This is a genomic window from Pandoraea commovens, from assembly GCF_024704525.1.
Taxonomy (GTDB): Bacteria; Pseudomonadota; Gammaproteobacteria; order Burkholderiales; family Burkholderiaceae; genus Pandoraea; species Pandoraea commovens.
Map to the genome: position 1 here is coordinate 933,782 of NZ_CP102780.1, position 13,582 is coordinate 947,363.

At 63.3% G+C, this 13,582-nt stretch carries 10 protein-coding genes; 4 read left to right on the plus strand and 6 right to left on the minus strand.

Features of this window, described 5'->3' with window-relative positions; translation table 11 throughout:
• Positions 1 to 172 precede the first annotated feature (172 nt).
• Both NTU39_RS04620 and NTU39_RS04625 read left to right on the plus strand, forming a co-directional pair.
• Entirely contained in the window at positions 173 to 649 is a 477-nt protein-coding gene (locus NTU39_RS04620) for a hypothetical protein (RefSeq protein ID WP_257959331.1), read from the plus strand.
• On the plus strand, positions 636 to 1,166 hold the full coding sequence (locus NTU39_RS04625; protein ID WP_150665554.1) for a hypothetical protein: 531 nt from the start codon (positions 636 to 638) through the stop codon (positions 1,164 to 1,166). The genes NTU39_RS04620 and NTU39_RS04625 overlap by 14 nt, the downstream gene beginning before the upstream one ends.
• Positions 1,167 to 1,181: 15 nt before the next feature.
• Here the strand turns inward: NTU39_RS04625 and queF are convergent, their stop codons facing one another.
• From queF to NTU39_RS04645, 4 genes are all read right to left on the minus strand, one after another.
• Positions 1,182 to 2,009 carry an NADPH-dependent 7-cyano-7-deazaguanine reductase QueF gene (queF, locus tag NTU39_RS04630; RefSeq protein WP_150665555.1) on the minus strand — a complete coding sequence of 276 codons (828 nt, stop codon included), beginning with the start codon at positions 2,007 to 2,009 and terminating at the stop codon, positions 1,182 to 1,184.
• The gene (locus NTU39_RS04635) at positions 1,996 to 2,949 is read right to left on the minus strand and encodes a 5'-nucleotidase (protein ID WP_257959332.1); all 954 of its coding nucleotides are present in this window, start codon (positions 2,947 to 2,949) and stop codon (positions 1,996 to 1,998) included. The genes queF and NTU39_RS04635 overlap by 14 nt, the downstream gene beginning before the upstream one ends.
• Before the next feature lie 60 nt (positions 2,950 to 3,009).
• The gene (ilvA, locus tag NTU39_RS04640; protein ID WP_257959333.1) at positions 3,010 to 4,539 is read right to left on the minus strand and encodes a threonine ammonia-lyase, biosynthetic; all 1,530 of its coding nucleotides are present in this window, start codon (positions 4,537 to 4,539) and stop codon (positions 3,010 to 3,012) included.
• Positions 4,540 to 4,660: 121 nt separating this feature from the next.
• On the minus strand, positions 4,661 to 5,281 hold the full coding sequence (locus NTU39_RS04645) for a nucleotidyltransferase family protein (RefSeq protein ID WP_150665558.1): 621 nt from the start codon (positions 5,279 to 5,281) through the stop codon (positions 4,661 to 4,663).
• A gap of 142 nt (positions 5,282 to 5,423) precedes the next feature.
• Here NTU39_RS04645 and NTU39_RS04650 point away from each other — a divergent pair, with 142 nt between their 5' ends.
• Positions 5,424 to 6,038 (plus strand): YqaA family protein, encoded by a 615-nt coding sequence (locus NTU39_RS04650; protein WP_257959334.1) that lies wholly within the window; start codon positions 5,424 to 5,426, stop codon positions 6,036 to 6,038.
• A 179-nt stretch (positions 6,039 to 6,217) separates the two neighbouring features.
• On the opposite strand, the gene NTU39_RS04655 is transcribed toward NTU39_RS04650, so the two are convergent.
• Positions 6,218 to 8,449, minus strand: a complete 2,232-nt coding sequence (locus NTU39_RS04655; RefSeq protein ID WP_257959335.1) for a xanthine dehydrogenase family protein molybdopterin-binding subunit — start codon at positions 8,447 to 8,449, stop codon at positions 6,218 to 6,220.
• Positions 8,450 to 8,466: 17 nt separating this feature from the next.
• Positions 8,467 to 8,925 carry a (2Fe-2S)-binding protein gene (locus NTU39_RS04660; RefSeq protein ID WP_150665561.1) on the minus strand — a complete coding sequence of 153 codons (459 nt, stop codon included), beginning with the start codon at positions 8,923 to 8,925 and terminating at the stop codon, positions 8,467 to 8,469.
• A 597-nt stretch (positions 8,926 to 9,522) separates the two neighbouring features.
• On the opposite strand from NTU39_RS04660, the gene NTU39_RS04665 reads away from it, so the two are divergent.
• Positions 9,523 to 13,518 carry a DUF3683 domain-containing protein gene (locus NTU39_RS04665; protein WP_150665562.1) on the plus strand — a complete coding sequence of 1,332 codons (3,996 nt, stop codon included), beginning with the start codon at positions 9,523 to 9,525 and terminating at the stop codon, positions 13,516 to 13,518.
• Positions 13,519 to 13,582 lie beyond the last annotated feature (64 nt).

Here is a 13,582-nt window from a genome sequence, read left to right on the forward strand (position 1 = left end):
GAGAGCATCTGGAGAAAGCCGACGATCATCGTCGGCTTTTTCATTTGGACGTTGCGCCTTCCGGTTGACCGAGACGGACGTTACCGTTTCGCAAAGTCTGCGGTTTGCCTTCGATGGTTCGTTGTCGCATAAGCGCGCAATCTTCAGCCTCCTAACCTGAAAGGAGGTCATCGTGAGATCAGGACCCATCGGCGAGACAGGGCCGAGCGCACCGGCTACGCATACGCACCGCGCTGCCATCGAGTCCGCCGAAGACGCCCGCATCACTATCGATTTCCCCGTGACGCCGGATGACGTCCGCTTACGCTCCCAGACCATGAGCCGGTTGGGGCGCGGTGGGCTGTCGGGCGGACTGACCGGCGTGGCGATTACGGTACTTGGCCTGCTGGGGCTGGCGACCGGCGCGTACTACTGCCTCGAAGCCTCCGCCTCGGACGACGACTCGGAGGTCGCGCGGCAGGATCGTTGGATCGGTGTGGGCGTCGGCGGAGGGATGGCAGGGTTGTCGACGCTCGCCGTGACTTTCGGGCTGGGGCAGGTCTGTCTGTGCCTGAAGAAGCGGCGCGAGGCCGGGCGTGAGATGACGTCGTTGAGCACGCGCGTGCAATTCGAGTCGCCGAGGGAGGTCGGGTCACGTGACTATGTCTGACGATCCGTTGGAATGTGCGGGCCATGCGCCCTCGTCGACGTTCATGGCCGGAAAGATCGACGCAGCGCTGGCGGCGGTGCGCGACGCCGAAGCGCAACGCGAGGCGATGGATCTGCCGCGCCCCGGCGCATGGGATGCTGCGCAGTGCGACGCCGTCTATCGCTGTGGCTACGGGGCGTTTGAGCGAGGCGACTTTGCTCAGGCCATCGAGTGTTTTGCGCCGCTGCTGTCAGCGTGTCCGCTTGAAGCGGACTACGCGGTGGCGCTCGCGCTATCGATGCAACGTCAGGGCGAGCCCGAGGCGGCGCTGCCGCTGTTCATGGCGGCGGCGCTCCTGGACGAGGACGCCCCCGGGCCGATGTATCGCGTGGGGGAGTGTCTGATCGAGCTGCGCCAGTTCGACGGCGCGTGCCAGGCGATGAGGCAGACGCTGGTGCGTTGCGACGGCGAGCCGAAATACGCCAACGTCAGGAACGCCGCGTTGAAACTGATGGCGAAGCTGGGCTATCTGGGATGACAGCCCCGGTTTCGCTTACTGACGCGCCGTACGTGCGTTGTCCGGCATCGGCAACGTGAAGTTGGTACGGAACGGATTGATGTCGAGTCCGCCGCGTCGCGTGTAGCGGGCGTAGACCGCCAACTGAGTCGGCTTGCACTGACGCATGATGTCCATGAAGATCCCTTCCACGCATTGCTCGTGAAAGCCGGTGTGACGCCGGTACGAAATCACGTACTTGAGCAAGCCTTCCTGATTGATCGGCGGGCCGACGTAGCGGATCTGCAAGCTGCCCCAGTCGGGCTGGCCGGTGACCGGGCAGTTCGATTTGAGCAGGTTGGACACGAGCGTTTCGTCCACGGGCGCTTCGTCGAACGCGGCGGTGAGTAGCGACGCATCCGGCACGTAGATGTCGGTATCGATGTCGAGCCGGTCGACGAGCAAGCCGTCGAGTTCGTCGAGTTCGAGCTTGGCAAAGCCGCTCGGCTCTACGAGTCGCACCTGGACCGGAGCGCCTGCGGCTTCCGACAGGTCTTGCTGGATCAGGGCGCGCGCGGCGTCGACATTCGCCAGCTTCGTCTGCGCGAACGAGCCAAGATACAGCTTGAACGACTTCGACTCGATGATGAACGGCGAATCGGCGGGCACCATCGCGGTCAGCAGCGCGATTTGCGGCTTGCCCTTCTCGTTGAGCCACGAAAGTTCGTAGCCGTTCCAGATGTCCGCGCCGAAGAACGGCAGGGCGTCGGGTACGCCGATTTCGGCGCGCGCGGGCGCACGGGCGATCGGGAAGAGTTGGGACGGGTCGTACTGCTCGGTGTAGGCAACTTCCTTGCCGAGCGAGGATTGTTCAGGCGTGGTCATGATTGGCGATGCCACTGATGACGTGACCGGTCGGGGAGACGCGGGCCGCCGATTCGCAGTGGCGAGTCTGATCGTCGAAGAAGAAATCGGGCTCGAACTCGCGCAGGAATGCGCCTTTGTCCAGCCCGCCCAGGAACATCGCCTCGTCGATGTCGATTTTCCAGTCCATCAGCGTGCGAATGGCACGCTCGTGGGCCGGGGCCGAGCGCGCTGTGACGAGCGCGGTGCGGATTTTGACCGGCACTTCATGGCCTGCGAGGGCTTGCAAACGGTGCAGCGCGAGCAGCAGCGGTTTGAACGGACCGGGGGGCAACGGCGTGGCGGCGCGCTCGATTTCGTGCTGTTGGAAGGCGTCGAGGCCGTTGCGCTGGAAGACCTGCTCCGCCTCGTCGGAGAAGAGCACCGCGTCGCCGTCGAAAGCGATGCGGATTTCGTCGGGATGCAATTCGGCTTTTTTCGCAGAGTCCGGATACACGCGTGCAGCCGGGAAACCGGCGGCAAGCGCGCCGCGCACATCGCGCTCGTTTGCCGACAGGAACAGATGTGCCCCCAGCGCGTTGAGATAGCCGAACGGGTCGCGTCCGCGCGTGAACACGCCGCGCTCGATCTTGAGATCGAGTTGTCGCGCCGAGCGGAACACGCGCATGCCGCTCACGGGATCGTTGCGCGAGAGCACCACGACTTCCACGCGATGTTTGTCTTTCGTGTCACCGGCACCGCTGGTATCACCGCCCTGATTGAACGCGAGCAGCTTCTGTACGAGCGGGAAAGCGACGCCCGCCGGGGCGGGCGTGTCGAGACGGTCGAGCTGATACTGCATGTACGACTGATCGTCGCCGCTCGCCACGCCCGCGTCGAACACGCGGTTCTCCTCTTCGAAGTCGAACAGCGCGCGCGACGAGATCGCGACAACGAGTTTGTTCTCGAGCGTGATGGGCATGGCGGCGGCGATTTCCTGTCGTGTGTCAGTGGCTGAGTGCGTGAATGAGTGCGTCGCGACTTACCCGAGGAACAGCTTGTACACGGGGTTGTCGCTTTCGTCCCAGTAAGGATAGCCGAGCGTTGCGAGGAAGTCGCGGAACGCGGCCTTCTCGTCGTTCGGGACCTGAATCCCCACGAGGATGTTGCTGTAGTCCGCGCCCTGATTCCGGTAATGGAACAGGCTGATGTTCCAGTTCGGGCTCATGGCCGAGAGGAACTTCATCAGCGCGCCCGGACGCTCCGGAAACTCGAAGCGGTACAGCACTTCGTGGCTGGCCAACGCCGAGCGGCCGCCCACCATGTAGCGGATGTGCTGCTTGGAGAGTTCGTCGTTCGACAGATCGAGCGTCGGGAAGTCGTGACGCTCGAAACCGGCCTTGATGCGCTCGCCTTCGTCGCGGTTGTGCATCTGGATGCCCACGAAGATGTGGGCGCTGGACGCTTCACTAATTCGGTAGTTGAACTCGGTCACATTGCGGCTGCCCACCACTTCGGTGAAGCGCTTGAAGCTGCCGCGTGCCTCGGGAATGGTGACGGCGAACACCGCTTCGCGTGCTTCACCGACTTCGGCGCGCTCCGCGACGAAGCGCAGGCGGTCGAAGTTCATGTTGGCGCCCGAGGTGATCGCGACGAGTGTTTCGCCCTTGAGCTTTTCGCGCTCGGCATACAGCTTCGCGCCTGCCACGGACAACGCGCCGGACGGCTCCAGCACGCTGCGCGTGTCCTGGAAGACATCCTTGATGGCGGCGCAGAGCTGGTCGGTGTCGACACGCACGACTTCGTCGAGATACTCGCTGCACAGGCGGAAGGTTTCTTCGCCGACGTATTTGACGGCGGTGCCGTCAGCGAACAGACCGACGTCGTTTAGCAGGATGCGCTCGCCAGCGTGGATGGATTGCGCCATCGCGTCGGAGTCGACCGATTGCACGCCAATGACTTTGATCTCAGGACGCACGGCTTTGACGTAAGCCGCGACACCGGCCGCCAGTCCACCGCCACCGATGGGCACGAAGATGGCATGCAGCGGGCCCTGATGTTGACGCAGGACTTCCATGCCGATGGTGCCCTGACCGGCGATAACGTCGGGGTCGTCGAACGGCGGCACGAAGGTCAGGCCACGTTCGGCTTGCAGCGTCATGGCGTGCGCGTAGGCGTCGCTATAAGAGTCGCCCGCGAGCACGACTTCGACGGCGCGTCCGCCGTGGGTTTTCACGGCGTCGATCTTGACCTGCGGCGTGGTGACCGGCATGACGATGACGGCCTTGCAGCCCAGACGCGCCGCCGAGTAGGCAACGCCCTGCGCGTGGTTCCCGGCGGACGCGGTCAGCACGCCGCGCTCGCGCTCGGCCTCGCTGAGATTGGCCATCTTGTTGTACGCGCCCCGAATCTTGAAGGAGAACACCGTCTGGTTGTCTTCGCGCTTGAGATAAATTCGATTGTGCAGCCGCATGGAAAGCGTGCGAGCCGGTTCGAGTTCGCTCTCAAAGGCGACGTCGTAGACTTTAGCGGTCAGGATCTTCTTCAGATAGTCGGGAGCTGCGTCAGACATGATTTAGGGCTTCTTCAGGTTAGGCACATCAAGGAACAAAAGGACAATGATAGACCAGCACTTCCGCCGGGGCGGTCGCGCTTGGTCTTTCGGGGAAAAACTGGAAAGGGGAGTGCGCGCCCTAGCGTAGGTCGTCTGGGGTGTCGATGTCGCGCACGATTCCGGCGTCGTCGACATCGACGATCGTAATGTGCTCGCTAATCAACAGGTCGCGCGCGCCGATGTCGCCATCGAGGGCGGCAAGACGTGAGGTATAGGCGGAACCGAACGCGACGGGATGGCCGCGCTGTCCCTGATAACTCGGGGCGACGATGGCTTCGGGCGACGTGAGGCCGTTTGCAATCGCGCGCAGGGTATTCGGGTGGATGTAGGGCATGTCGGCCAGCGCGACGAGCCAGCCGTCGAGATGCTCGAGCCCCGGGGGCGGATCTTCGTCGGAGGCGGCGTTGATGCCCGCCGCGAGGGTCGCACCCATGCCGCGCTTGGTAGCGTGGCTCATGACGACTTCACAACCCGCCTGCAACAGCACGTTCTCCAGCTCGGCCGAGTCCGGTCGCACCACCGCGATTACGCGCGGCAATGCAGCCAGCAGCGCGTGGGCGCTGGCGAGGGCAACGGGTCGGTTCAGGGGATCTCCGGGCAGCGGCGCGAGCAGCTTGTTCCGGCGCCCCGCCGCGTCGAAGCGGGTACCGAGTCCGCCTGCCAGTAGAATGGCCACGGGCGGCGTCGAGGGTCGGGTCATGGTCTCGCATTATGCGCCAGACTTTTTGTTTCTGCCAAACGCGTGTGCACGCATTCGCCGTGTCGTTGGCTGACCGTCTGGTCGGTCGGGGGCGATGGCGTTGCGATGTTTTTCGGTCGGATTTTGCTTTCTGCGGAGCTGCATGGAGTCGTTCATCACCTGGTTGCTGGGCGTGTTGGCGTTGCCCGGCGTGGGCCTGCCCGCCATTTTTCTGGTGTCGTTTCTCTCCGCCACGCTGCTGCCGATGGGCTCGGAACCCGCGCTTTTCGGCTACGTGGCGCTCAATCCGCATATGTTCTGGACGGCCATTGTCGTGGCGAGCGTGGGCAATACGCTCGGCGGCATGCTGGACTGGTGGATGGGGTTCGCGGCGCGTCGCGCGTTCGTGCGGCTCAAGGCGCGCCGACGGGCGCATGCGCGGGCGGCGGCGGTCGGTGGTGTCGCAGTGGTTGTCGATGTGCCGCAGGGGAAGGCAGGCAAAGGGGACGCGGACGGCAAAGCGCCCATGAACGAACGCTACACCCGCTGGATGCGACGCTTCGGACCACCGCTGCTTTTGCTTTCGTGGCTGCCCGTCGTCGGCGATCCACTCTGCACCCTTGCCGGATGGCTCCGGCTCTCGTGGCGTTCATGCCTTATCTATGTCGCCATCGGCAAGACACTCCGCTACGTCGCCATCACCTACCTGATGCTGCGTGTGCCCGAATCGTTCTGGCAAGGCATCTTCGCGCCATTCAAGCATCTGCTCATCGGCTGAGGCCCCTTCCAGAGGTCCTCACGAAGTCCGGAGGCCGGACCGGGGCCCCTTTCCGCCCCTCAGACATAGACCCAACTCGGTTCAGAAAGGGGCCCCGGTCCGGCTCACCATCATGCTTTCCCAGGACCCACCTTCTTACGCGCTCGTGCGCTAGTGCGCTAGTGGCTAGTGGCTAGTGATTACGCGCTTGTGACCTCGAACGGCAACGCGCGCTGACGTTTGCCCGTCAACGCAAACACGGCGTTCGCATACGCCGGTGCCAACGGCGGCAGACCCGGCTCGCCCATCCCCGTCGGTGCGTCGCCCGAGCTAACCACGTGCACATTGATCGCGGGCATGTCCGTCAGACGCGCCACCGTGTACTGGTGGAAGTTGCTCTGCTCGACTTCGCCATCCTTGAGCGTGATCGCCGCACCCGGCAACGTTGTGCCCAAGCCCATCAACGCCGCACCCTCAACCTGCGCCGCAACCGTCAACGGATTGACCGCGAAGTTGCAATGCACGCCCGCCGTGGCACTCACCAGACGCGGTGCACCCGATGCACCGTTAGGCATCTCTGCCACCACCACGTACGCCACCACCGAGTCGAACGATTCATGTACGGCCACACCCCATGCCTGCCCTGCGGGCAGTTTGGTCTTGCCGTAACCCGAGCGCTCCACGGCCAATGCCAACGCGTCACGGTGACGCGGATGCTTGTCGCCCAACAACGCATAGCGGTACGCGACCGGGTCCTGGCCCGCATTCTTCGCCAATTCGTCGATCAACGTCTCCATCACGAACGCCGTGTGGGTGTTGCCCACCGAACGCCACCACAACACCGGCACGTTCACCTTCGGGCTGTGCAACGTCAGGCGTAACGGTACGGCGTACGGGGTGCCCGAGACACCCTCGACACTCGTGCCGTCGATGCCGTTCTTCACCATCATCTTCTCGAACGGCGTGCCCGCCAGAATCGATTGGCCGACGATGGTGTGATTCCACGCGAGCACGTTGCCCTTGGCATCCAGACCGATCTCGGCACGGTGCACGTACATCGGACGGTAGTAGCCACCGTGAATGTCGTCTTCCCGGCTCCAGATGACCTTGACTGGCTCGCGATGGCCCGCGCCATGCCATGCCTTCGCGACCTGCGCGGCCTCAACGCCGTAGTCGGACGTCGGTACCGCACGACGGCCGAAGCCACCGCCCGCCATGAGTGTATGCAGCTTCACTTGCTCAGGCTTGAGGTCGAGCGTGCGCGCAATGGCCGCCTGATCGACGGTCTGGAACTGCGTGCCGGTCCACACTTCCGCGCCTTTGCCCGAGATCTGCACCGTGCAGTTCAGCGGTTCCATCGGGGCATGGGCGAGGTACGGGAAGCTGTACTCGGCCACGAGGGTTTTCGGTGCGCCCTTGAGTTTGGAGACGTCGGCGTCGATGGCGACGGTGCCCGGCGTCTTCGCCATTTCCTTGTACTTGGCCAACTGCGCCGTGGTGTCGACATGCTCGACGCCGCTGGTGTCCCATTCGGCCTTGAGCGCATCGCGGCCAGTCTTCGCCTGCCAGTAGCCATCGGCGATGACGGCAACGGCGGTGCCGCCACGGTCGTCCGGAATTTCAAGGACGTCGCGCACACCCTTGATGGCCTTCGCCGCCTTGGCGTCGAACGTCTTCACTTTGGCGCCGAACACCGGCGGACGCGCCACGACCGCTACCTTGAGGTTCGGCAGCTTGAAGTCCATGCCGTACATCGGCGTGCCGGTCGACTTGGCCTTGGCGTCCAGACGACCCGTCGGCTTGCCGAGCAGGCGGAAGGCGGACGGATCCTTGAGCGCAACGTTGGCCGGGACCGGCATGGCCTGCGCCTTAGCGGCGAGACTGCCGTAGGTGGCGCGCTTACCGTTCGGGCCGAGCACGACGCCCTTTTCGGTGCGCAACTGGTCGGCCGGGACTTTCCATTGCTGGGCTGCCGCCGCAATCAGCATCGCACGCGCCGACGCGCCAATGCGCCGGTACTGCATCCAAGAGTGCGCAATGGAGCCGGAGCCGCCCGTCATCTGGATGCCGAACATCGGGTCTTTGTAGACGTCGGCCGCCGGGGCCAGCTCGCCACGGACCTTCGACCAGTCGCAATCGAGTTCTTCAGCAACGAGCATCGGCAGCGCCGTTTGCACGCCTTGTCCGAAATCGAGTCGGTTGACCTGAATGGTGACAGTGTCGTCCGGGGCAATATGCACGAAGGCGGACGGCACGACCGCTGCCGGGGCCGCGCCCTGTGCACTGGCCGTGCGCATCATGCCGGGCAGCGACATTTCCAGCATCAGGCCGCCCGCTGCAATGGCGGACGTCTTGAGGAAGCCACGACGGCTCACGCCGGTGAAGTCGCCCACGGCAACGCCGGGACGTTGGGAGAAACGAAGTTCACGCATGTTGGTGTCTCCTCGCCTCAGGCCAGCGACGATGCGGCGTCTTTGATGGCCGCGCGAATGCGGGCGTACGTGCCACAACGGCAGATGTTGCCCGCCATCGCGGTATCGATCTGTTCGTCGTTCGGCGACTTGTTATCGCGCAGCAGGGCGGTGGCCGACATGATCTGGCCGCTCTGGCAGTAGCCGCACTGCGGCACGTCGTGCTTGACCCATGCAGCCTGCACGGCAGCGCCGACCGGATCGGCGCCGACGTTCTCGATGGTGGTGATCTTCTTGCCTTCGACGGCAGACACAGGGGTGACGCAGCTACGGATGGGCTGGCCGTCGAGATGGACGGTGCAGGCACCGCACAACGCCATGCCACAACCGAACTTGGTGCCGGTCATGTTGAGCGCGTCGCGCAAGGTCCAGAGCAGGGGAGTGGCGGGGTCGACGTCGACCTTCACCGTTTTGCCGTTCAGTTGGAACGAAGCCATGGAAACACCTCTTGATGGGTGGATAAGTCGGGGGACGGGTAGAACATACTCCCATTCCATGGAAATTTCAGTTCAGAAGTACGGCGCAAGTCGTTGTATCTAAAGGAATATAGCGGTGTGCTTTTATGGTGAAAGTGAGGGGTGGGTGCTGGCGTCGGCGTCGTTGTGAAGCCGCCATCAACGTAGCGATGAGGCGCGCAGCAGGTTCACGTGCGATGGAAGTGCGATGGAAAAGAGTGGATTGACGCGTCACGCAGGGGTTTTCGGCGCGGCGCCGACGTGTTGCGGTGCAATGAAGTACAATTCGACCTACATTCCCCTACCAACACTTTCCCAAGCCGGAAGAAAGATCTGGGCATGCGCACCAACTGCCTCACCCCTCTGTGCTTCTGCCCGATGACCGAACACGATTCGTCATCGGCGTCCTTGCACGGCAGTCGTCGATCTCGTTGACCGCAGATTGACCGTTGCCGGCCCGCGCGCACCCCTTGCGCCTGCGGTTGGCACGCCCAGCGCATACCCGATTTTGACTTTCGGCGCGTCCCGCGAGACGAACGCCGACGGCGGATGCACCGCCGCAATGACGAGCCCGACAAGATGAACGCACCCTTGCCTGCCTTCGAGCCGCACGACGCTAAGCATGCCGTAGCCGCTCAACCCCCGCGTCTGCGTGAAATTCCTTACAACTACACGTCGTTTTCGGACCGCGAAATCGTCATGCGCCTGCTCGGCGCGGACGCCTGGGCGATCCTCGACGAACTCCGTGCCGAACGCCGTACCGGCCGCTCGGCGCGCATGCTGTACGAAGTGCTCGGCGACATTTGGGTGGTACGCCGTAACCCGTATCTGCAAGACGACCTGCTCGACAATCCGAAGCGCCGCAAGCTGCTGATCGACGCGCTCGACCACCGTCTGAACGAAATCGACAAGCGTCGCCGTGCCGACGTGGCCGAACACGCCGACGCGCATGGCCGCGAGCGCGCTGCCCGCGTCGAGCAACTGGAAGTGGCCGCACGCCGCGCCGTGGCGGACTTCGCCGCCGAGTTCGAGAAGATGGCGGAACTGCGCCGTCGCGCGAAGAAGGTGCTCGGTCGCACGACCGCCAGCGACAACATCAAGTTCGACGGTCTGTCGCGTGTCTCGCACGTGACGGACGCGACCGACTGGCGCGTGGAATATCCGTTCGTGGTGCTGACCCCGGATAGCGAAGCCGAAATGGCGTCGCTGGTGAAGGGCTGCTTCGAACTGGGGCTGACGGTGATCCCGCGTGGAGGTGGCACGGGCTACACGGGCGGCGCGATTCCGCTCACGCCGTTCTCGGCCGTCATCAATACGGAAAAGCTGGAACAGCTCGACGAGGTCGAATACTTGCAACTGCCGGGCGTCGATAAGCCGGTCGGCACGATCTTCTCGGGCGCAGGTGTGGTCACGCGCCGTGTGGCCGAAGCCGCCGAGCGCGCCGGTCTGGTGTTCGCGGTGGACCCGACGTCGATCGACGCCTCGTGCATCGGCGGCAACGTCGCCATGAACGCCGGTGGCAAGAAGGCCGTGCTGTGGGGCACCGCGCTGGATAACCTCGCCTGGTGGCGCATGGTCGATCCGCAGGGCAACTGGCTGGAAGTCACGCGTCACGATCACAACCTCGGCAAGATTCACGACATCCCGGTCGCTCGCTTCGAGCTCAAATGGTTCGACGGCAATCAGGCCCCGGGCGAAGTGCTGCTCAAGACCGAGATGCTGGAGATCGAAGGTAAGCGTTTCCGCAAGGAAGGTCTGGGTAAGGACGTCACGGACAAGTTCCTCGCCGGTCTGCCGGGCATCCAGAAGGAAGGCTGCGACGGCCTGATCACGAGCGCGCGCTGGATTCTGCACAAGATGCCCGCGCACACGCGCACGGTGTGTCTGGAATTCTTCGGCCAGGCGAAGGAAGCGATTCCGAGCATTGTCGAAATCAAGGACTACATGTTCGCGCAGACGGCTGCGGGCGGCGCGATTCTCGCCGGTCTGGAGCATCTGGACGAGCGCTATCTGCGCGCAGTGGGCTATGCCACGAAGTCGAAGCGCAACGCGTTCCCGAAGATGGTGCTGATCGGCGATATCGTCGGCGACGACGACAACGCGGTCGCACAAGCGACGTCGGAAGTCATTCGCATGGCCAACGGCAAGAGCGGTGAAGGTTTCGTCGCCGTGTCGGCCGAGGCGCGCAAGAAGTTCTGGCTCGACCGCTCGCGTACGGCCGCCATCGCGCGTCACACGAACGCCTTCAAGATCAATGAAGACGTGGTGATTCCGCTGCATCGCATGGGCGAGTACACGGATCACATCGAACGCATCAACATCGAGCTTTCGCTCAAGAACAAGCTGCAACTGGTCGACGCGCTCGAAACGTTCTTCGAAGCGGGCAATCTGCCGCTCGGCAAGACAGACGACGCGAACGAAATTCCGTCGGCCGAACTTCTCGAAGATCGCGTGCAGACGGCGCTCACGATGCTGCGCGAGGTGCGCGCTCGCTGGGAGTACCTGCGCGACAACTTCGAAATGTCGCTCGCCGACGCCATCCCGCTGCTCAATCGTCACGGCATTCGCGATATCAACGTCGCGCTGAACGACCGTCTGAACAAGCATCCGGAAACGCGTCTCATCGATCTGCTGCAAGATCGCACGGTGCGCATTTCGTGGAAGCAGGAGATTCGTGCCGAACTGCGTCAGATCTTCATGGGCGGCGAGTTCAAGCCGATCCTCGACGAAGCGCAGGCGATCCACAAGCGCGTGCTGCACGGTCGTGTGTTCGTAGCCCTGCACATGCACGCTGGCGACGGTAACGTGCACACGAACATCCCGGTGAACTCGGACAACTACGAGATGCTCCAGGATGCGCACAAGGCCGTGGCCCGCATCATGGACATCGCGCGCTCGCTCGACGGCGTGATCTCGGGCGAACACGGCATCGGCATCACCAAGCTGGAGTTCCTGACGGAAGCCGAAATCGGCGAATTCCGCGCGTACAAGATGCGCGTGGACCCGGAAGGGCGCTTCAACAAGGGCAAGCTGCTCAATCTGCCCGAACTGCCCGCCGATCTGCGCAACGCCTATACGCCCAGCTTCGGGCTGATGGGCTACGAGTCGCTGATCATGCAGCAATCGGACATCGGCGCGATTGCCGACAGCGTGAAGGACTGCCTGCGCTGCGGCAAGTGCAAGCCGGTGTGCGCCACGCACGTGCCGCGCGCGAACCTGCTTTACAGCCCGCGTAACAAGATTCTCGCAACGTCGCTGCTCATCGAAGCGTTCCTGTACGAAGAGCAGACGCGCCGTGGCGTGTCGATCAAGCACTGGGACGAGTTCAACGACGTGGCCGATCACTGCACGGTCTGTCACAAGTGCGCCACGCCTTGCCCGGTCAAGATCGACTTCGGCGACGTGACGATGAACATGCGCAACCTGCTGCGCAAGATGGGCAAAAAGAAGTTCAATCCGGGCGCGGCCGCCGGGATGTTCTTCCTGAACGCAACCAACCCCGAGACGATCAACATCACCCGCAAGGTGATGATCGACTGGGGCTACAAGGCGCAACGCTTCGGTGCGGACATCTTCAAGAAGATCGCCAAGAAGCAGACGGCACACCCGCCTGCAACCGTCGGCAAGCCGCCGCTGCGCGAAGAGGTGATCCACTTCGTCAACAAGAAGATGCCGGGCAACTTGCCGAAGAAGACGGCGCGCGCGCTGCTCGACATCGAAGACAACAAGGTGGTGCCGATCATTCGCAACCCGAAGGCCACCACGGTAGATTCGGAAGCGGTGTTCTACTTCCCGGGCTGCGGCTCGGAGCGCCTGTTCTCGCAGGTCGGTCTCGCCACGCAGGCGATGCTCTGGCACGTGGGCGTGCAGACGGTGCTGCCGCCGGGCTATCTGTGCTGCGGCTATCCGCAACGCGGATCGGGGCAGGGCGAGAAGGCCGAGAAGATCGTGACGGACAACCGCGTGCTCTTCCACCGCATGGCCAACACGCTGAACTACCTCGATATCAAGACGGTGGTGGTGTCGTGCGGCACTTGCTACGATCAGCTCGCAGGTTACGAATTCGAGAAGATCTTCCCGGGCTGCCGTATCGTGGACATCCACGAGTACCTGCTTGAGAAGAATGTGAAGCTCGAAGGCGTGAACGGTACGCGCTACATGTATCACGATCCGTGCCACACGCCGATCAAGACGATGGACCCGGTCAAGCTCGTGAACCAGTTGATGGGCAGCGAGAACGACGGCTACAAGATCGAGAAGAACGATCGGTGCTGCGGCGAATCGGGTACGCTGGCCGTCACGCGTCCGGATATCTCGACGCAGATCCGCTTCCGCAAGGAAGAGGAAATGCGCAAGGGCGCGGCGAAGCTGCGAGCGGACGGTAAGGTGGAAGACGTCAAGATCCTGACGAGCTGCCCGTCGTGCCTGCAAGGTCTGTCGCGCTACAACGACGATGCCGATGTCACCGCCGACTACATCGTCGTCGAGATCGCCAAGCACATTCTGGGCGATCAGTGGCTGGTGGACTACGTCAAGGATGCAAACAACGGCGGCATCGAACGCGTGCTGGTCTGATGCACCTCTCACCCCTCGTGCGCCTCTGGGGGACGCGGCCGATGATTGACCGACGGACCACGGA

Bases quoted from the DNA above. Each gene is read 5' to 3' on its own strand.
- NTU39_RS04650 (WP_257959334.1), top strand. From the start codon at position 5,424: ATGGAGTCGTTCATCACCTGGTTGCTGGGCGTGTTGGCGTTGCCCGGC.
- NTU39_RS04655 (WP_257959335.1), bottom strand. From the start codon at position 8,449: ATGCGTGAACTTCGTTTCTCCCAACGTCCCGGCGTTGCCGTGGGCGAC.
- NTU39_RS04660 (WP_150665561.1), bottom strand. From the start codon at position 8,925: ATGGCTTCGTTCCAACTGAACGGCAAAACGGTGAAGGTCGACGTCGAC.
- NTU39_RS04635 (WP_257959332.1), bottom strand. From the start codon at position 2,949: ATGCCCATCACGCTCGAGAACAAACTCGTTGTCGCGATCTCGTCGCGC.
- queF (WP_150665555.1), bottom strand. From the start codon at position 2,009: ATGACCACGCCTGAACAATCCTCGCTCGGCAAGGAAGTTGCCTACACC.
- ilvA (WP_257959333.1), bottom strand. From the start codon at position 4,539: ATGTCTGACGCAGCTCCCGACTATCTGAAGAAGATCCTGACCGCTAAA.
- NTU39_RS04665 (WP_150665562.1), top strand. From the start codon at position 9,523: ATGAACGCACCCTTGCCTGCCTTCGAGCCGCACGACGCTAAGCATGCC.
- NTU39_RS04645 (WP_150665558.1), bottom strand. From the start codon at position 5,281: ATGACCCGACCCTCGACGCCGCCCGTGGCCATTCTACTGGCAGGCGGA.